This window comes from Demequina pilifera (assembly GCF_048814985.1).
Taxonomy (GTDB): domain Bacteria; phylum Actinomycetota; class Actinomycetes; order Actinomycetales; family Demequinaceae; genus Demequina.
In genome coordinates this window covers 341,956-359,393 of the sequence record NZ_JBMDTW010000003.1, presented here as the reverse complement: position 1 = coordinate 359,393, position 17,438 = coordinate 341,956, and the positions used below count along the sequence as shown (strand labels likewise).

The 17,438-nt window shown below is 67.1% G+C and carries 17 protein-coding genes, 1 tRNA gene and 1 other RNA gene; 3 read left to right on the top strand and 16 right to left on the bottom strand.

Going from position 1 to position 17,438, the window contains the following annotated elements:
* Positions 1 to 12 precede the first annotated feature (12 nt).
* From recR to ffs, 4 genes are all read right to left on the bottom strand, one after another.
* Positions 13 to 609 carry a recombination mediator RecR gene (gene recR, locus ACNI14_RS07070; RefSeq protein WP_420519255.1) on the bottom strand — a complete coding sequence of 199 codons (597 nt, stop codon included), beginning with the start codon at positions 607 to 609 and terminating at the stop codon, positions 13 to 15.
* Between the two features lie 69 nt (positions 610 to 678).
* A complete protein-coding gene (locus ACNI14_RS07065; protein ID WP_420519254.1) occupies positions 679 to 1,272 on the bottom strand; it encodes a DNA-3-methyladenine glycosylase in 594 nt (197 codons plus the stop codon).
* Between the two features lie 61 nt (positions 1,273 to 1,333).
* On the bottom strand, positions 1,334 to 3,370 hold the full coding sequence (locus ACNI14_RS07060) for a DNA polymerase III subunit gamma and tau (RefSeq protein ID WP_420519253.1): 2,037 nt from the start codon (positions 3,368 to 3,370) through the stop codon (positions 1,334 to 1,336).
* Between the two features lie 73 nt (positions 3,371 to 3,443).
* Positions 3,444 to 3,540: signal recognition particle sRNA small type (ffs, locus tag ACNI14_RS07055), an RNA gene on the bottom strand.
* A gap of 63 nt (positions 3,541 to 3,603) precedes the next feature.
* Here ffs and ACNI14_RS07050 point away from each other — a divergent pair.
* Both ACNI14_RS07050 and ACNI14_RS07045 read left to right on the top strand, forming a co-directional pair.
* Positions 3,604 to 3,691, top strand: a tRNA-Ser gene (locus ACNI14_RS07050).
* Between the two features lie 302 nt (positions 3,692 to 3,993).
* Positions 3,994 to 4,605, top strand: coding sequence for a GDSL-type esterase/lipase family protein (locus ACNI14_RS07045; RefSeq protein WP_420519251.1), 612 nt, complete (start codon positions 3,994 to 3,996; stop codon positions 4,603 to 4,605).
* On the opposite strand, the gene ACNI14_RS07040 is transcribed toward ACNI14_RS07045, so the two are convergent.
* The 10 genes from ACNI14_RS07040 to ACNI14_RS06995 all read right to left on the bottom strand — a co-directional run bounded on the left by ACNI14_RS07040 (position 4,602) and on the right by ACNI14_RS06995 (position 16,090).
* Positions 4,602 to 6,407, bottom strand: a complete 1,806-nt coding sequence (locus tag ACNI14_RS07040; RefSeq protein ID WP_420519250.1) for an SGNH/GDSL hydrolase family protein — start codon at positions 6,405 to 6,407, stop codon at positions 4,602 to 4,604. The two genes, ACNI14_RS07045 and ACNI14_RS07040, sit on opposite strands and share 4 nt — an antisense overlap.
* An 80-nt stretch (positions 6,408 to 6,487) precedes the next feature.
* Complete coding sequence (locus tag ACNI14_RS07035; RefSeq protein ID WP_420519249.1) at positions 6,488 to 6,709, bottom strand: holin; 222 nt, start codon at positions 6,707 to 6,709, stop codon at positions 6,488 to 6,490.
* On the bottom strand, positions 6,706 to 7,443 hold the full coding sequence (locus tag ACNI14_RS07030) for a M15 family metallopeptidase (RefSeq protein ID WP_420519248.1): 738 nt from the start codon (positions 7,441 to 7,443) through the stop codon (positions 6,706 to 6,708). The genes ACNI14_RS07035 and ACNI14_RS07030 overlap by 4 nt, the downstream gene beginning before the upstream one ends.
* A 225-nt stretch (positions 7,444 to 7,668) precedes the next feature.
* On the bottom strand, positions 7,669 to 8,865 hold the full coding sequence (locus tag ACNI14_RS07025; protein ID WP_420519247.1) for a hypothetical protein: 1,197 nt from the start codon (positions 8,863 to 8,865) through the stop codon (positions 7,669 to 7,671).
* A complete protein-coding gene (locus ACNI14_RS07020; RefSeq protein ID WP_420519246.1) occupies positions 8,852 to 9,097 on the bottom strand; it encodes a hypothetical protein in 246 nt (81 codons plus the stop codon). The genes ACNI14_RS07025 and ACNI14_RS07020 overlap by 14 nt, the downstream gene beginning before the upstream one ends.
* 48 nt (positions 9,098 to 9,145) lie before the next feature.
* The gene (locus tag ACNI14_RS07015; protein WP_420519245.1) at positions 9,146 to 9,451 is read right to left on the bottom strand and encodes a hypothetical protein; all 306 of its coding nucleotides are present in this window, start codon (positions 9,449 to 9,451) and stop codon (positions 9,146 to 9,148) included.
* Between the two features lie 9 nt (positions 9,452 to 9,460).
* Complete coding sequence (locus ACNI14_RS07010) at positions 9,461 to 9,703, bottom strand: hypothetical protein (RefSeq protein WP_420519244.1); 243 nt, start codon at positions 9,701 to 9,703, stop codon at positions 9,461 to 9,463.
* A complete protein-coding gene (locus ACNI14_RS07005; protein WP_420519243.1) occupies positions 9,700 to 10,797 on the bottom strand; it encodes a hypothetical protein in 1,098 nt (365 codons plus the stop codon). The genes ACNI14_RS07010 and ACNI14_RS07005 overlap by 4 nt, the downstream gene beginning before the upstream one ends.
* Positions 10,790 to 13,219 (bottom strand): glycoside hydrolase family 78 protein, encoded by a 2,430-nt coding sequence (locus ACNI14_RS07000; RefSeq protein WP_420519242.1) that lies wholly within the window; start codon positions 13,217 to 13,219, stop codon positions 10,790 to 10,792. Before ACNI14_RS07000 ends, ACNI14_RS07005 begins: the two co-directional genes overlap by 8 nt.
* 3 nt (positions 13,220 to 13,222) lie before the next feature.
* A complete protein-coding gene (locus tag ACNI14_RS06995) occupies positions 13,223 to 16,090 on the bottom strand; it encodes a phage tail tape measure protein (RefSeq protein WP_420519241.1) in 2,868 nt (955 codons plus the stop codon).
* A gap of 34 nt (positions 16,091 to 16,124) precedes the next feature.
* On the opposite strand from ACNI14_RS06995, the gene ACNI14_RS06990 reads away from it, so the two are divergent.
* Complete coding sequence (locus tag ACNI14_RS06990; protein ID WP_420519240.1) at positions 16,125 to 16,421, top strand: hypothetical protein; 297 nt, start codon at positions 16,125 to 16,127, stop codon at positions 16,419 to 16,421.
* On the opposite strand, the gene ACNI14_RS06985 is transcribed toward ACNI14_RS06990, so the two are convergent.
* A complete protein-coding gene (locus ACNI14_RS06985; RefSeq protein ID WP_420519239.1) occupies positions 16,418 to 16,648 on the bottom strand; it encodes a hypothetical protein in 231 nt (76 codons plus the stop codon). The two genes, ACNI14_RS06990 and ACNI14_RS06985, sit on opposite strands and share 4 nt — an antisense overlap.
* A gap of 59 nt (positions 16,649 to 16,707) precedes the next feature.
* On the bottom strand, positions 16,708 to 17,400 hold the full coding sequence (locus ACNI14_RS06980) for a hypothetical protein (protein WP_420519238.1): 693 nt from the start codon (positions 17,398 to 17,400) through the stop codon (positions 16,708 to 16,710).
* Positions 17,401 to 17,438: the final 38 nt, after the last annotated feature.

Sequence of the window (17,438 nt, the reverse complement as noted above, 5' to 3'; positions counted from 1 at the left end):
GCACCGCACCGTTCAGGTGACCCGGCGACGCCCCTCGAAGGCACGGCCCAGCGTGACCTCGTCGGCGTACTCGAGGTCGCCGCCCACGGGCAGTCCCGACGCGAGACGAGAGACCCCGACGCCCATGGGCACCAGCATGCGAGTGAGGTACGTCGCCGTCGCCTCGCCCTCGATGTTGGGGTCGGTGGCGATGATGACCTCTTCGATCGCCCCGTCCCCCAGGCGAGTCAGCAGCTGGCGGATGCGCAGGTCGTCAGGCCCGACCCCGTTCATGGGGTCGATCGCGCCGCCGAGCACGTGATAGCGGCCGCGGTACTCGCGCGTCCGCTCGATCGCGACCACGTCCTTGGGCTCCTCCACCACGCACAGGACGTCGTCGAGCCGGCGGGGGTCGGCGCAGATGCGGCACTGCTCGGACTCCGCGACGTTGCCGCAGGTGTCGCAGAACCGCACGCGCTCCTTGACCGTGGTGATCGCCTCGGCGAGACGCTGGACGTCCACGGCATCGGTGGCCAGGATGTGAAACGCGATGCGCTGGGCGCTCTTGGGGCCGACTCCGGGGAGGTGCCCGAGCTCGTCGATCAGATCCTGAACTGCGCCGTCATACATGCGCTCAAGAGTACGGCCGATGCCGGGGCTGGGATGCGTAGGCGCGTGCACCGCGCGGCGGCCGAGGCATCACGCGCGGGGTGGTGGAGGCGCGGCTCGAGGGCTGCGCTTGTAGGCAGAGACCGTCGGGTCGCGCGCGATCCAGAACCGCCACGGCACGTCCGCCGCCAGGCGCACGCCCACGCGCGGGCCGGCTGCGATGGCTGCGGGGTCGATTGCGGGACCGGTCTCGAGTGCTAGCGGTGAGCCCGCGAGGACGTCGGATGCGCTGAGAGACATGTCGATGCCCAGCGACTGCGCCAGGCAGGCGGGTCCCCGCGCCAGGCTGCGGTCTGTGACCTTGGGGCCGCGGCGCTCGCGAGCGAGGTCGTGTCCCTCCACGACGCGGCCCGCACGGAGCAGTACCCCGCAGCCCTCTCCGGCCGCTCCGGTGACGATGTTGGCGCACCAGTGCATGCCGTACGAGAAGTACACGTACAGGTGGCCCGCCTCGCCGAACATCACCTGGTTGCGGGCGGTGGGCCCACGGTGGGAGTGCGAAGCGGGGTCCTGGGCTCCGGCGTACGCCTCGACCTCGGTGATCTCGACCGTCACCGCGCCCGCGGGCGCGTGGTGCGTGAGCCGCGCACCCAACAGAGTGGGGGCGACCGTGGGCGCGGGCATGGCCAGATCGGAGCGGTGCATGACGAGGGTCGGGTCGAGAGCGACTATTCCGTGATGACTGCTATTCCTTGATGACCGTGCCGCCGAGCATCTGCTTCACGACGTCGGCACCCGTGAGCTGAGAGTCGGGCGCGGTCTCGTCGTCCGGCGAGACCTGCTCATCGTCCTCGTCCCAGGGTGGCGGCTCGTCCCCGGGCGGGGTGGCGGCGGACGGGGCGCTGTCCGGGCGAGCGGTGCTGGCCACGGCCGCCGGCTGCCCCTCGCTGACGGCGGGCGCGGAGGCCACGGCGACAGCGGACGCGGAGTGGGCAGACGATGCCGGTGCGGCCGCGGGCGACACGGGTGCGGTCGGGGGGTTCGCGTCGGTGACCGCCTCGACGCGCACGTGCAGGCCCAGCGTCTCGCGGACTGCGAGCGCGACGTTCTCCGCGTGGGTGCTGCCGGCGAACCGGCCGGCGAGGGCGGCGTTGTCGAAGGCGAGCGTGAGCACTCCGCCCTCGACCGAGGTCACCTGTGCGCTCTGGCTGACCATGGACCAGGTCACGCGCCTCCGCTCAAGGGTGCCGAGCACCTCTGTCCAACGCCGGCGCACCAACTCGGTGTCCTCGGCGCCGCCGGCGACGTCGCCAGTGGAGGCGCGCACCGGTTCGGGTGCGGCCGATGCGGTGGCGGGCGCGGGAGGCTCGGGCGCGCTTGGGGCCTGGGCCGGTGCGGGCGAGGCTGCGGCCGGAGCGCTCGACGCGGCCGGTGCGTCGACTGGCGCTGCGTCGTCGGTCGAGGGGGTCGAGCCGTTCACGGCTGCGGTGTCATGAGACGCGGTTTCCTGAGGCGCGCTGTCGTGGGGGCGCGAGGTGGCGCCGACGGCGTCGCCGTCGCTCTGCTCCGCCTTCCCCTCGGGCGCGCTGGCCCTCGACTGCTCCCGCGCGGTGGCGACTGCCGCGCGTGCCGCCCCAGCATCGGCGGTGGGCGCCGCCGGCGTCGCTGGCACTCCACTGGCACCATGCGCGGCGATCAGGCGCGCGCACAGCAGCTCGAGATGCAGCCGCGGCGACGTCGCGCCGATCATGTGAGTGAGCGCCTCGTTCACCAGGTCCCCGGCCTGTGAGCCGCGCGCCAGGCCCAGGCGCCGCGCCTGATCCTTCATGCGCTCGAGTTGATCCGACGGGACCTCGCCCAGGGACTTCACGCCGTCCGAGCCGGCGGCGGACAGCAGGATCAGGTCGCGCAGCCGCTCCAGCAGGTCCTCGACGAACCGTCGCGGCTCGTGACCGGTGCCGATCACGCGGTCGACGACGTCGAACAGGGACGCGCCGTCGCCAGCGGCGACTGCGTCCACGGCGTCATCGAGCAGCGTCGCGTCGGTGAAGCCCAGCAGCGCGATGGCGCGCTCGTATGTGACGCCCTCCGCGCCCGATCCGGCCATGAGCTGGTCGAGCACCGAGAGCGAATCGCGCACGGATCCGCCGCCGGCGCGCACCACGAGGGGCAGCACCCCGGACTCGACCTGCACGGCCTCGGCCTCGCACAGCTCGCCGAGGTAGTCGGTGAGCACGGCAGGAGGCACCAGCCGGAAGGGGTAGTGGTGCGTGCGGGAGCGGATGGTGCCGATGACCTTGTCAGGCTCGGTGGTGGCGAAGACGAACCGCACGTGGGGCGGCGGCTCCTCGACCAGTTTGAGCAGGGCGTTGAAGCCCTGCGTGGTCACCATGTGCGCCTCATCGAGGATGAAGATCTTGTAGCGGTCCCGCGCCGGCGCGAAGGCGGCGCGTTCGCGCAGTTCGCGGGCGTCGTCGACGCCGTTGTGAGAGGCGGCGTCGATCTCGACCACGTCGACGGAACCCGCGCCCCCACGCGCCAGGCCCACGCACGAGTCGCACGTGCCGCAGGGGGTGTCGGTGGGGCCCTGCTCGCAGTTGAGGCAGCGGGCGAGGATGCGCGCGGAGGTGGTCTTGCCGCATCCGCGCGGACCGGAGAACAGGTATGCGTGGTTGACCTTGTCCGCGCGCAGCGCCTGCATGAGTGGCGTGGTGACGTGCTCCTGCCCCACGACGTCGGAGAAGGTGTCGGGCCGGTAGCGGCGATACAGGGCGGTGCTCACTCCACGCACTCTAGTGGCGGGCGGTGACACTCGCATCGGCCCTCCACCGAAGCGCCGCACGACGGCCCGGACATGAAAGGACCCCCCACGCACCCGACAGAGCCCGCCTGCCCTTGCTGCATTCCTGCCCTGGGGGAGTTCAGCGAGATGACGCCACGTGAGGGGTCGCGAATAGTCTAGCCGCAGACGCTGTTTAGGTGCACCGCCGATGCTCGGGTACCATCGTCGGGCTTGGAGGATTCGCCTAGTGGCCTATGGCGCACGCTTGGAAAGCGTGTTGGGTGCAAGCCCTCAGGGGTTCGAATCCCCTATCCTCCGCCAGCATACGCCCTGGTAGTGCATCAAGTGCTACCGGGGCGTAGTTGTTGCGTCAACACTTGCGGTCAACATGTAGGCACGCACAGGCTGCGCGTTGATTGGTGTTGACGTGCGCCGGAACGCCAAAAAGCCCCCCACCGCTCGACCCAGCACGAGGCCGGGGAGCGGTGAGGGGCAGTCAGCCGCGTGGAGGGTCGCGGCGGTCTTGGGGGCTAGTGGGTTAGCCAGTCCATGTGGGACGTTTGGACAGGCGGTCGGTTGATCGGGCCGACCGCCGAGACACTGCTACCGCTACACTCGCCGCCATGGCAAAGATGATTGCGGTAGGCGACAGCATCGTGAACGGCAAGACGAAGGATGTCGCCGGGGTGCCTGGCCAGTCGTGGGCTAGGTGGGCGGCTGATGCGGCCGGATTCGAGTTCGAGCAGTATGCGCGCGGCGGGGCGACCTCATCTGAGATCGTCCGCGACCTGCTCCCCAACGTCACGGGTCGCTACGAGTTCGGCGTGTTCAACATGGGCACCAACGACGCGATCAAGAAACTCGACCTCACCGCCCTGCGCGAGAACGCGACGGCGGCGGCGTTGAAGATGACCGCCCACTGCGAGAGGGTGTTCACGCTCTCCGTTCCCTATAGCCCGGATGCAGACGCCATCATTCGCGAAGTCGCCGAGCAGCACGAGATCGTGGTCATCGACGGTGCGCTGACCGGGCCTCGGTTCTTCCAGCCGGACTTCATTCACCCCACTGCCGTTGGTCAACTCGAGCTCGGGGATCGTCTCGCCGATTCGACGGGAACCCCGCGCCCGTCCCTGACCGCACCGCAGCGTGGTCAGGGACGGCTCGGGGTCCGCTACTGGATTCGGTACGCGTACCGCTGGCTCAAGTTCCGGGCGAAGGAAGTCCTCGGGCGCTAGCGAATGTCCTTGGGCAGTACACCGAGGACGGCCACCACGCGGTCGATGGTGATGTCCGCATCTGCGTTGCTCGCGGAGTCCGCGTAGACGCGGACTCTTGCCAGTGAGGCGTCGGGCAGGACGCGTCCGGTGACGAACACCCATGTGAAGCGGTCGCGGGCGTAGGTGTTGAGGGCCGGCGTCGTCAGGTTCACGGCGCCACCTGCGAGTTCTACGCGGGCGGCGCTGGCGGCGGTGAACGAGGCGGGTACTCGCACCCGTGCGGCCACCGTCACGTACTGACCTCGCACGGTGGCGAGTGGCAGCAACTGTTCGATGTACGACGATCCCGCTTCGGACGCTTCGAGCCTGACCGCCCAGCCGTGGGGTGCCTCGAAGTTGGTGGTGTCCTTGGTGGACGTGGACCTGATCAGTGACCAGTCGTCAGGGACCGCGCCTGCGAACGCCGCGAAGTCTCCGTTGCTCAGGAGGTTCACGCCGAGTTCGCTGAGGGATGTCGGGGATGAGGGTCGGGGCTGAATGCGGCGGTCGTAGCGCAGGTAGGGCAGGATCGTGTCGGCGATGACGCGCGACCCCTCGGGCGAGGGGTGCAGGTTGTCCGGGCTCATCATGACGGACGGCCAGCCGGGGTCGTCGAGGAGCGCCTGGCGGGTGTCGATGAGTCCGTATCCGCGAAGGCCGCAGACTTCCGCGTAGCGCTGGGCACGGGTCGCGACCGTGGCAGAGATCGTGTCGAGGCGCTCGTTCTGTGTGAGCACGATGAACTGCGCGTAAGGCACCGCGCGCTTGACCGCCTCGGTGAGCATCATGAGTCGAGCGCCGCCATACCTCGCAGCCCCGTTGACGTCATTGGCCCCGTCATTGAGCCCGTAGTTCACGATCACGAGATCGGGTTGCAGGTTGGCAAGCGCCACGTCGAACCGGTCGCCTAGGAAGTAGTCCATGCGTGAGCCGGAGACGCCACCGTTGTACCAGTTGAGCGTGCGTCCCCCGGTTCCGGTGTTCAGGTTCTCGACGGTGCCCCAGTCGTTGGTGCCGGTGTCCCACTGTCGCCAGGCAACCGTGTGCGTGGGCCAGAGCGTTGCCATGTCCTCGGCCACCAGCCGCGACGCACGCTTGTTCTCGGTCGAGACCATCGTGTTGGTCGAGTCTCCGATGTAGAGCACCGTGGCGTCCTCGACGTCGCGCTTGAGCTTCTGCACGAGGGCCGCTGCGGATGCGGCGGTGGCCGTCACGATGGGCTGAGTCTCCGTGTCAATGGTGGCGTTCAGTGAGGCGCGCACGTCCGAGCCGTCATCGTCGATCTTCGCGGCCACGTCGCCGTCGAGGGTGGCGACGTCTTGCTTCGAGTTCGCATCCACCACGACCTGAACCGTGCCGGGCTCGGCCTCAGCGGGCAGCACGGTCGTGAGGTCCACGGTGCCATCGGTCGGCACCTCGAACTCCACCGGCTTGAGCACAGCGAGGTCGTCGAGGAATGTGGCCTTCCACACGATGCGGTCGGGTGCACCGGCAGGCTGGTCCGTGGCCAGCACAACGATGAACTTGTCGTCCGCGTCCTCAGCATCGGGCGGCACAATATAGCCGTCGCGCACCGTCAGGGTCAGGGAGCGAATGAGCGACGTCTGCGGCGTGTCGAGCCCCGCGAACCGAATGACGCTCGGAGTCGCCGTGAGTCGCACCCGCCCACTCATCGGGATCTCGTCAGGCACCTCGCCGACGTCCGCAGCAGAGTCCGAGAGCATCTGCGTGAAGTAGCCCGTGATGCGTCCGTGGTTCACCACGCTTGGAACGTCGGCCATTGTGTCTCCTCCAGTAGAAATGCGACCGCCCGCCCAAGTGTTGAGACTTGAGCGGGCGGGTTAAAGGGTGTGGGGTTGAGTCAGACGTCGCGGTCGGACTTGGCTGCTCCACCACGGAGAGCCACGGACGTCAGCACGGACACCGCGGCGGCGAGTCCACCGACCGATGCAACCTGGGCGAAGTCGACCTCGAGGATGCCGGTCACGTCGGCGGTGAGCGCACCGAGCGATGCCTGTGCGAACGTGGCAACGGCGCGATCCCCTGCGTCGATCCAGAACTGGCGGTTGGCGTACTTGCTCATGGCTTCTCCTCCGTGTCGTCGCCGCTCTCTGCGGCGTCCAGTGCCTTCTCGAGTTCAGCGATGGCGGCGTGGGCCTTGCGCTGGAGTTCGATGATGTAGGTGTTCTGCTCACCCACACGGCCCACACGGGCGTCGAGTTCGCGGGTGAGCCGGATGATCTTGTCGGCCTTCGAGCTGGCGTCGCGGGATGCGTCTGCGGCCTGCTTGGCCATCTCGCCCAGGCTGCGCCCGTCGCGTGCCTTGCGGTTGAATACGGCGTCGGCGATCTCGTCTGCTGTGGGCATGTCGTCCTCCTGTGCGGTTGCGTTGCGCTTGTCGAACTCGTAGTGCCACCACTCGGACGGGATCGAGAACGATCCGTCTGCGTCGAGCGGGCGTCGCCAGCCGAACTCGGGGTGGTCGATGAGCCACTGGCATTGGGGCCACTCGAAGTCGATGGCGAACCCGGTCTCGTGGCGCGACGATCCAGGTGGGGCGACCGGACCCTTGGCGCTGATGCGGACCCACGCCTGGCCCCGCCACCAGCGACGGTCGCCGTATGGGCCGCGGTCTTGGTCGTTGTAGGCGAGTCGGTATCGGTCGCGGAACAGCCACTCCTGCTGGTCGGGATCGCGGTAGTCCGATGTGATGCCGCCCAGGGGCATGCCGGCGCGGACTGCTCGCAGATACCAGGCGAACGCTTCGGCATCACAGGTCACAGAGAACCCGCCGACAGCGTGAGTCACGATGGGCATGGGGCCTCCAAGGCGGGTATGGGTGTCACCTTTCGGCAACATTCCGGTATGTGCGCGTTCGGCTACATGGGCGCAAGTCATAACGGTGAGCGGCAGGATTATGGGTTGGCGAGCGGCACTTTTGTGGGCGTGCGCCAACTTTTGTAAGCCGGAAGATGTCGTCCGGTTCTGGGAACTAGCCGCGTCAACCGCGCTGGACATTGGGCAATGTCAACGCCGGTTTACTCAGCGTGCGGGTCTGAGCACGCGCTCGTGGTCGAGTCCGTATCCGTCACGGATGACGGCGGTCCAGATGCCGGGGTGCGACCATTCGCCGGTCTTGTTCGTGAACCATGACGAGCCGCCGTCGAGCGCGGGCATCTGAATGTGCGTGCGCTCACGGTCACCGAGATTCCCCAGCGGCCACACTCGGCGGTGGTGATAGTGGCCGGACAGCAGGATCGTGGCCTGTGCGATGGGCGAGTCCCCGGCGACCTGACCGAGGAACCACTTCTTGAATCCCTCGGGCGTGAACGTGTTGCCGACGTGGCCGTGAGTCAGCGCCACCACGTCATCGCGGACCTGCACGGCACACGACACGTCCCACTCATCGGGGAACAGGAACTCGACGGACTGCCACCGCTCATCCATGTGGAGTGCGCTAGCAACCATCGACACTACCGCGAGGCCGTAGTCGTCGGATGGCTTGCCCAGCTCGTCCTTGCCGCGACGCCACGCGCCATGGTTTGAAGGAACGGCGAGCACTCGGGTGTGCACGTGCCGGGACGCAATGTGGGTGATCGCCTGGACTAGATAAGCATGGGCCGTGGTGAGCATCGCTGGGTGCGAGGTGTCGTTCGTGAACCCCTGCTGCGCGGTGTTCTCGAAGCCCTCGATCATGTCGCCACCAAGCGCGATGACGCAATCCTCGGCGGGGTTGGTGCGCATCTCTTCGTCGAGGTCGTGGAGTAGTTCGCCCAGGCGCTCGAAGAACGCCTCGGTCCCGCCGTGGCGATCCACCTTGCCCAGTTGCTCATCGGACAGGCCGACGATACGGGTCTGTGTCAGCGCCTTCTCGGTGGGCTTGAGGGGCTTCCTCCTAGAATTGGCACGCGCCAACTTCAGTAGGGCCTCGAGGTCGACTGTTCCGCACGCTACAGAACGCGGCACGATCTTGAACGTGAGGTGGCGGTTCTGCGTCGGACCCATGTTCCAGAGCCGGACGCCAGTGAGGATGACCTCGCGATCATCCGGGACCGTCATCCCGGTCTGCGTCTCGATCTCGGTGCGCCAGGTGCGCTCGTCCTCGGTTGCCTCGGGCTCGACGGGCATAACGGCCGAAGCCGTGCCCTTGTCGAGATCCAGACTCGCGCCGGACTGGAACCCCTTGGGGACGCCGCGACGCATGGGGCTGGCAGTCGTGGGCAGGTCAGCGAGAGCCACAGGGGCACGACCTCTCCGCCATGAAGTGCTTGCGGAAGGCGTCGTAGTTCAGCATGAACCCGTCGTCCTTGACGGCCTCCCGGTAGATGGTCGTCATTGGGAATCCGTTGTCGATTGCCCACCTGAGGCCGTCTGCCTGCTCCGCCGTGAGATTGGACTCCCACGCAGCGACCCCACACGACTTGCGTCGCATCGGGGGCTTCTCCTGGCCCTTGAGTCCTGCTACTGACATGCGGCCCTCCAGCCTCGATGTGTATTCAGTTGTGGTCGTGCGGCGGTGCTACTGCGGTGGGGTGATGAGCCAGTTGGCGAGCGTGCCCAAGATGGCACCCCCGCCAGCGCCGAGTCCCACGGCCTTCCACATGAACTTCTCGAGCGAGCGAACGCGGTGCTCGTGGTCGTCCACGTCCTTGCGAAGCTCGGCCGACTCGGCGGCTCGTGCTGCGTTCCCTGCCTCGACGGCCTGTGTGAGCGTGTCGAGAGATCCGCTCATCTTCGCCAGGCCGGTGTCCAACTTGCCTTCGAGGCGGGCCATCCGCTCCCCAAACTCCGAGACTGCCTCGGTGTACGTCCGGTCAGTCGTCATGTCGTCTCCCTACCCACCCGCGCGCCCGGTGATGTCGCGTCGGTCGCCGATGATGCGCACCTCGACACGGTCGCCGATGGTGATGCTGGGCACGAGTGAATCGTCGGCCACGCGCATGGCGACCGAACCGGAGTCCATGACGACCTTCGTCGGGCTCACGGAATCCACGACCGCCCACTCCCAGCGCGGAATGCGACGCTCGTAGCGGTCCATGCGCTTGCTCAGTCCGGCGACGTGGCTTGGGCGCCTCATATGTCCACGACCTCCCGGAGCGTGTAGCGCGCGAGGTCGGTGTCGTTCGCGCCATACTCGATGTTGGTGACCACGTGCCGGTGGTCGATGCCCGCGGGCTGGGACCGGAACCTCACGGCGGCGTTCACGTCCAGCGGCACGGGCAGGGCGTCGATGACGACCGTCGACGTGGGGGTGGTGGCGTCGATGAGCGCACGGCTGGCGATGGTCTCGAGAGCGTCAAGGTCCGTGGCCTCAGCGTCGATGACGCGAGTGATGGTGCGACCACGGTTCGCACGTGAGAACGGCGAGTCTGGGCTGTCGTTGTAGACGTTCACTAGCAGGCCAGCGTTGTCCCCGGTGCCCTGAGTGCGTGCGAGCACGTGATTGGGCACGCGGTACAAGTCTTGCTCCACGGACATTTCGGGCCGGTAGATGCACGTCTCGCCGTCGTCGATGAACTCCCACTCCTCGGGGCGAGCAGCGGGGCGCACATATGGCGAGCCCGTCAGTCGCCCATCGCCATCGGTGGCCAGCGAGAAATAGCCGATGGAGTCGAGCAGTTCGTTGATGATCGTCAGCAGCGGCGTCCCGGCTTCCCACACGCGCGAGGTCGTGAGCGTCTTGGGGGAGTCAGTGACCGCAGCCGCATTCTCGCCGGCCAGGTCAATGAGAGTGCGCACGGCATCCGTAACGACCGTGCCGGCGACGATTTCGTAGTCATCGTCCACCGTGGACTCGGCCAGTACCGTTGCCACGTCGAGCAGTTCCACGTCCCAGCGGCGCACGCCACCCGACCACTGAGCGACGGGCATCGAGGGCAGGTAGACGCCAAGGCCCCACGATGGGCCGCCAACGATCTCGTAGGACGCTCGAATCCGCGCCGTGAGCCAGTTGACATCCTGACCCATGTCCGTGACCGCCGCGTTGCCGCCCCTTTTGAGGGTGGCCTGTGCGGACTGCTTGAGCGACGCGCCACGCACCCCGTCGAGGTCGGCCACGTAGGACCCGTTGCCGTCGAGCAGCTCGTACCGGCGCACCACCGAGCGGTGGCCGGTGAGCGTCACGGGCGCAACGGCCGGGAGGGTGCCAATCGGCAGGGATGCGCTAGGCACGAGCAGACTCCGAAATCCTGAACGACACCTGCGACAAGGGCTCCCATGGTGACGCGGTGGACACGCCGCCGATCATCCCGAAAATGCGACGCCCCGTGCGCCCGGTCGGGTCGCGGTAGAGCATCACCCCGCCATGCAGCGCGGCGTCCTCGAAGTCCTCGTGAGTCGCCATGCCGTCCGCATTGAGCAACGTGGCAGACACGCCCACACTGCGGTCGCGGCGCTCGCCCGAGATGATAACCCCGGCCGGGCGGTTGTCTGAGCCCACGCGGTTCGCGAAGTGCTCGAGGGCCTCCTCGCGTCCGGCGCTGGACTCCGGCGACAGGTTCCCGTAGAACACCAGCACCGTCGCGAACCCTGGCCCATAGCCGAGGTAGGCATACTCCTGCTCGTCGATGACCAGTTCGACGGGCTCGCCAACAGCGGTGGACGGGATGGCCGAGATCGCGGTGCCGCGGTACAGGACCGTGGCGCGCGTCGGGGCAGTCATGTCCAGAACGGTTGTGCCACCACCGTCAAGGGGCACGCCCGCCGCGAGCGTCTCCCACGACTCGCCACCGTCAAGCGAACGCTCAATGGTCGCGGCTACGGTCTCGGCGAAGTCGCCCTCAGACTCGAGGTCCCAGAACTGTTCGCCCGCGATGCTGTCGGGCGGGTACGCGTTCTGCACATCCTCGACGCACACGTAGCGCTCGCCATCACGGGCCACCACGTCGCCCACGAAGTAGGCCGTGTTCGACACCCACGTGCCACGGAAGTTCGCACCATCGGGGGTGATCGTGATGGCGACAGCGCCGGAGTCGCGGTAGAACTCCGCACTCACGCCCACCTCACGCGGCGACACGTAATCGACCGTGACCGTGGACTCGACTGCGGGAAGGCCAATAGCCTCAGACGCCGAGGACCATAGGCCCGTCGCTGAACGCACCTCGACGTACACCGTGTACGTCCGACCGTCCTGGAGCGCGGTGTCCATGGCGACCGACGACGTGGTGCCCGATCCGGCCCTAGCCTCGAGCGCATTGCCCGACTGCCCGTACAGCGTCACGCGCCACTGAGCCTGCGGGGAATCAGAATGCGTGTACGCCCACGCGACAGTCAGGTCCGAGTCGGTCAGGGTCGCCGAGTCTGCGGGCGCGGTGATGTTCACCTGCGGCAGGTCCGACACCACGAACGACGCAGTGGGTGACCAGGGCGACGGGTCTTCGTGCGAACCCCACGTGCGGACCTCCCACTCGACGTCGGTCTCGCTGTAGTACGTGTCGAGGCCCATCTCCCACTCGGAGTCGCCCGACGTGACCTCAGCCGTGGTGGTCCAAGCGCCCCCGGCCGCACGGTGGCGCAGCTGGAACTTGGTCTGTGCGGACGAATCGACCGGGTTGTGCGTCCACGTCAGGGTGCGCGTGAAGTACTCGAGCGCGACCGGAGACGAGGGGCCGAGGTTCGACGGCGCGTTCGGCGGGGCCTCGAGCTGCACAGTGTTGGACGTGCGCCACCCGGATTGCAGGTTGTCGCCCGCCTCGGCCGTCGACGCATCGACCTTGCATGCGACCCGGTAGCGGTGCGTGTCCGTGGGCTCCGGGGATGTGTGCACGTAGTCGAACAGGATCGTGCCAGCATCGACCGTCGCCAGGGCAGAGTACGAAGCGCCACCGTTGGTCGAGTGCTGAATGACGAACTCGACACTGCCGACAACCTGCGCCGGGTCGATACGGACCCGAATGTCGCCACCCGACAACTTCGATGCGACGACGCTCGATGGGGTCGCGGGCGTCGTGTAGACGGTTCCCGAGGGGGTCGACGTGGCCGAACCCGACGAGTTCTGCGCGACGATCCGGTACTCGTAGGCGCGGTTCCCGATGGTCGCCGTGTCCGTGTAGGACTGCGAGCCCGAGGTGGTGTAGTCCGTGCCGAGCGTCGCAATCGTCGCCCACCCGCCCCACGAGCCGTTGAAGATGCGGCGCTGGACACGCTGCGTCTCCACGCGGCCTGCCGTCGATGCGTTCCGATACCAGGCGACAGTCTGCGAGCCATCATTATTGCGTGTGACGGTCGGCTTATTCGGCGCGGTGGGCACGGCGTACTCACGCGCCGGGACGTTGGACGACCCCGACTCAGTGATCGTGCCGCCCCAGTAGTTGATGCCCGACAGCGAGGCCGCGAAGGTGACGTTGTACGAGCTGCCGTAGGTCTTGTTGAAGCGCGTCGTCTCGTCATAGATGAGCTGCTGCCCACCGCCGAACGGGATGCTGATGGTTGGGGACGCATTGCTGCGCCCCGGCCAGTCGCCTCCCGTGACGTCGAAGTCGTTGGACGAATCCGACACGCCCTCAGACGAGTTGTAGTAGATCCGCAGGCGCTTGTCGTGATACGTGTCCGTGCTCGCCGTCGTGACGATGGAGTGCGTCAACCACTGGCCCATGGGTCAGCCCATCCTTGTCTCGAGTTGGGTGGCGCTGGACTCGGCGTCGAAGGCACGAGAGGTGCCTGTCGCTGCGGCCGACGTGATCGCACCGGCCAACGCTGCAATGTCCCGCGAGTCCATGCGGGCCACAAGGTCGCCCACCGAGGCGTTGACGCTGACGTTCGGTGCTGGTATCGCAGGCGCGACCGACCCACCACCCGCGAACCCCTTGACCGACAGCGCGTTCAGCACGCCCGCCACGTCGTTGTTGTTGATCGCGTTCATGGTCGGCGTGCCCCAGAACTCGTGAGCAGCCGTGCGGTGCACAAACTCGCCATTGGAGAGCATCGCGGGGATCGAGTCAGACGTGGCCGAACCTGCGCCCCAAACTGGGCCACCTGTTGCCATTGCCACGTCGTAGCCACGAGCGCGCAGCACGTCGCCCGCGTTGATGCTCGTAGCGCCGGGAACGTTTAGCGCCAAGGTCCGCAGCGTGCGCAGGTTCCTCTCGGCCGCAGCCATGCCGGTGACGCCCACCTCGATGGGGATATCGCCCGGAATGAGACCCATGGAGTCGGCCAGATCCTCGGCCTCTTCCCTGGTGGCACCCATCTCCTGTGCGGCCTCGATGAAAGCGTCGCGGCCTTCCTGCATTCGGTCCGTCAAGTCCTCGGTGGTTGCCCCTGCGCCAACGCCAGCCTCGACCCAGTCCCACGTGGAGTCGGCAAGGTTGGACAGCGCATCGCGGTTGGCGCGCCCTGCCTCCGAGTGGGCGTCGAGAGTGGCCGCGCCCTTGATCAGCTCGTCGTTCTCGTCATACAGGGCTTCGGTGGCCGCATCGACCGCATCGGCGTACTGCGTGAGCGCGTCCCACTCGTCCATCGTTGCGCCCGTGGCGTCGCGCATGAGGGCGATGTTCTCTTCGAGCGCTTCGGAGTAAGTCTTGGTCTCTTCGGCCAGGTCGAAGGTCGCGTCGGTCGTGAGCTCGGCCTGGTTCTCGGCGTCGGCCAGGGCGTCCGTGTAGCCCGGCATGAGGCGCTTGAGTTCCTCGATGTCGCCGCCGCCGGCCTCCCACTCGGCCGCGAGCATTTCAAATTGCTTCGCGGCGCGCTCTGCCTCACCGGACTGCACCAACGATCCGAGCGCGTCGCCGATGGTCTCGATCTGCTCAATCGACTTGGTGCGCGAGGTGCCCTCGTCCATGCCGAACACGCCACGAATCGAGCCGCTCAGGTCGTTCAGGCGGTCAATGTTCGACGGTGCCGTGATGCGTGCTGCGGCGTCGGCGAGGCTCTCGACGTTGCCGGTCGCTCCAAATACGTCATCCGAGAACGAGAACGCGCCCTCGAGAGACGTTCCGGCCTCCTCCATTTCGAGAAGGGCCTTGGTGGTCTCGGCGACCGAGAGCGTCATGCCCGTGGCCTTGCTCGTGTAACCCTCGGTGGCCCTGCCGATGGCGGCAATGCCAATCAGGGCCGCTGCGACAGCACCGCCGCCCTTCGCGAACCTCTTGAGACCGCTCGCGGCGCGGGGCGAGATCGCCGCAAGATCCTTGAAGGCGCGGTGCGTGTCCATGATGCGGGGGAATAGCAGTAGGAAGCCGCCCGTGGCGAGAGCGCCGACCGAAACGACCCCAGTCAGGCCACCTATCGCACCTTGGATGGGGCCGGGAAGGTCTGCGAACCACTGAGTGGCGGTGGCGACGCCGTCTGCGAGGCCCGCGAGCATCGGCAGCATGTTCTCGCCGATGGCGATTGCTGCCTCGTTCAGCGAGTTCTTGGCAATCTGGATCTTCGCTTCGGTGGTGTCGTAGCGCTTTTCGGCTTCCTCAATCAGCGCGGTGTTGTCCTCCCACGCGCCATTCGCGATGTCCAACTGCTCGCCCAGCAGCCCGGTCGCAGAGCCGAGAGACAGAACCGATCGCGCGAGGCGCTGGTCGGTCAACTCGAGCTCGTCGAATACCGCCGTGGTGGACTCGCCAGACGTCGCCATCTGGCCCATGCCCTCAACGAACATGCCGATGGCACTAGCGGCGTCCTCCTCGAACGCGCGCCGGAACTCTGAGGTTGACACCCCCGCTACCTCGGCGAACTTCTCCAGCTTCTCGCCGCCGTCAATCGTGGCGTCGTTGATCGCGGTGAAGACCTTCGACATGGCCGTACCTGCGGCCTCGGCGGGGACACCAACCGAGGTAAGCGATGAAGCGAACGCCAGCACGTCCGCCTCAGAGAGTCCGGCCTGCGAACCCGCTGCGGCCAGGCGCGTGGACAGTTCCACAATCTCGCGCTCAGTGGTCGCAGCGTTGTTTCCAAGGTCCACAATCGTTGCGCCCATGCGGTCAACGTCAGACACGGCGGTGCCCATGATGTTGGCCATGCGGGCCAGCGCTGTCGCAGCCTCTTGGGCAGACATGTTCGTCGTCTCACCCAGGTTGACCATCGTCTCGGTAAACTCTGCGACGTCCTCAACCTTGACGCCCAACTGGCCGGCAGCCTCGGCGACCCCGGCAATCTCCGAGGCCGATGCAGGCAGACGCAGGGCCATGTCGCGCAGCGAGCCCTCGAGCTCGTCGAGCTGTGCCGGAGTACCCTCAACGGTCTTAAGAACACCCGCCCAGTCGGATTCCCAGTCGATGGCGGCCTTAGCCGACAGCCCCAGTGCGGCGACACCAACCGCACCGAACGCCGTGAGTGTGGTGCCGGCGGTGTTCCACGCTTCGCGGTTGACCTCGGCGCTGCGGACCATGCGGCCGGCGGCGGTGTCAATCCGCTTGCCATCCTTGTCGACGTGCGACGCGAAGCGGTCGGTGGAGTCCTGCGCCTGGCGCATTGCGGCGCGGTAGCCGTCGACCTGAGCCTCGAGCCGGACCTTGATGCTGCGATCTGCCATTGCAGACACCTCCCGGCGGGTCTAGGGTTCGGCTATGGAGTTATTGGTGATCGGACTCGTCGGCGGGCTCATTGCGGCCGTGTGGTTTGCGCGTCGTGCGCTCGGTCGGATCGACAAGGACAAGGCCGCTGCAGTAGAGCGGTCAGGTGCAGATCTCGACGCCGCATTCGATGGGCGCGACTTCGCGACCTACAAGGTGACGCCAGCCACCATCAGCACCGAAGTGGTCATGCAGGGCGCCAATGAGCGCGGTTACGTGCTGCAGGGGCAGACCAGCGAGGAAACCGCCTGGGGCGCGATTCACACCCTCGCCTTCGCCAAGCGCACCTAGTCACCCTTCGCCCCGTCGTCATAGTCCAGACGCCAGCCCTTGCCGGGCGTGGGGTCCGTCTCGGACTTGCGCGCCCGCTCTAGTTCCCCACGCGCGTAGTTCATGTCCGGGACCGCCTTAAACGCCCCCAGCGCGTCCTTGCCGTGAGTCATCCACGACGGGAAGCCGGTGTCAGGCTCGATGGACTGGTCCAGTAGCGTCTGACCCTCCATGAGCGCGCGGTCCATCTCCGACTTCTTCGCATACTCGCTGGGGATGATGCCCCACGCACGAGCAGCGCGTAGTGCTAGAGCGAGTCCGTCGCGCTCCCAGAGTCGCCGAGCGAGAAAGGGCGGCTGATCTCCCCCTTGGACTGCTGAACGTCCTCGAAGGCCTTCCAGAGCTTGTTGATCCGCTCCACGCCGTAGGGGGCCGACCGGATCGCGTCCAACTGCTCCTCGGTCATGCCGGGGCGTTCACCCTTCGCGGCAACGACCTTCTCAATCGACGCGGCCAGGAATCGCACCACGCGCTTGGACTCCTGCGCGTCAACGTCCTTGCGCCATTCCTTCGCACGTTCCTGGAAAGTCGCCTCGGCCAGGTCGCGCTGCTTCTGAATACGCTCACGGTCGGGGGCGTTCTGACCGATGGGCCAGCGGTCCTTCGCGGGGTTCGGCGGCGCGGGCGGGTTCGGGAGTTCGGTCCAAATCTCGCGCGTGGTGTCCCGGTCCACCGGGATCAGCGTGAACGTGACCTTGGACTCCTCATAGCGTTCCTGAGCGGCGTTCCAGCGCTTCTCGATGTCCTTGAGGCGTGACGTCTGGTTGATCGTCTCCGGGCCGTCCGGCAGGTCGTCAACCTCGGCCGCGATAGACGCCATCTCCTCGATGGCGGCCTGGTCGAAGTAGATGTGCTCGGTCTTGCGGCGAACAGTGCCGGTTGTGATGAGGTCGTCGAACAGGTCGTCGCCATCGGTCGGTTCAGGGGTTGCGTCAGTCATGATGTCTCCACGGGATCAGGGTTTCCACGGGATGAGAG

Bases quoted from the DNA above. Each gene is read 5' to 3' on its own strand.
- recR (WP_420519255.1), bottom strand. From the start codon at position 609: ATGTATGACGGCGCAGTTCAGGATCTGATCGACGAGCTCGGGCACCTC.
- ACNI14_RS07065 (WP_420519254.1), bottom strand. From the start codon at position 1,272: ATGCCCGCGCCCACGGTCGCCCCCACTCTGTTGGGTGCGCGGCTCACG.
- ACNI14_RS07045 (WP_420519251.1), top strand. From the start codon at position 3,994: ATGGCAAAGATGATTGCGGTAGGCGACAGCATCGTGAACGGCAAGACG.
- ACNI14_RS07040 (WP_420519250.1), bottom strand. From the start codon at position 6,407: ATGGCCGACGTTCCAAGCGTGGTGAACCACGGACGCATCACGGGCTAC.
- ACNI14_RS07035 (WP_420519249.1), bottom strand. From the start codon at position 6,709: ATGAGCAAGTACGCCAACCGCCAGTTCTGGATCGACGCAGGGGATCGC.
- ACNI14_RS07030 (WP_420519248.1), bottom strand. From the start codon at position 7,443: ATGCCCATCGTGACTCACGCTGTCGGCGGGTTCTCTGTGACCTGTGAT.
- ACNI14_RS07020 (WP_420519246.1), bottom strand. From the start codon at position 9,097: ATGTCAGTAGCAGGACTCAAGGGCCAGGAGAAGCCCCCGATGCGACGC.
- ACNI14_RS07015 (WP_420519245.1), bottom strand. From the start codon at position 9,451: ATGACGACTGACCGGACGTACACCGAGGCAGTCTCGGAGTTTGGGGAG.
- ACNI14_RS07010 (WP_420519244.1), bottom strand. From the start codon at position 9,703: ATGAGGCGCCCAAGCCACGTCGCCGGACTGAGCAAGCGCATGGACCGC.
- ACNI14_RS07000 (WP_420519242.1), bottom strand. From the start codon at position 13,219: ATGGGCCAGTGGTTGACGCACTCCATCGTCACGACGGCGAGCACGGAC.
- ACNI14_RS06995 (WP_420519241.1), bottom strand. From the start codon at position 16,090: ATGGCAGATCGCAGCATCAAGGTCCGGCTCGAGGCTCAGGTCGACGGC.
- ACNI14_RS06990 (WP_420519240.1), top strand. From the start codon at position 16,125: ATGGAGTTATTGGTGATCGGACTCGTCGGCGGGCTCATTGCGGCCGTG.
- ACNI14_RS06985 (WP_420519239.1), bottom strand. From the start codon at position 16,648: ATGGACCGCGCGCTCATGGAGGGTCAGACGCTACTGGACCAGTCCATC.
- ACNI14_RS06980 (WP_420519238.1), bottom strand. From the start codon at position 17,400: ATGACTGACGCAACCCCTGAACCGACCGATGGCGACGACCTGTTCGAC.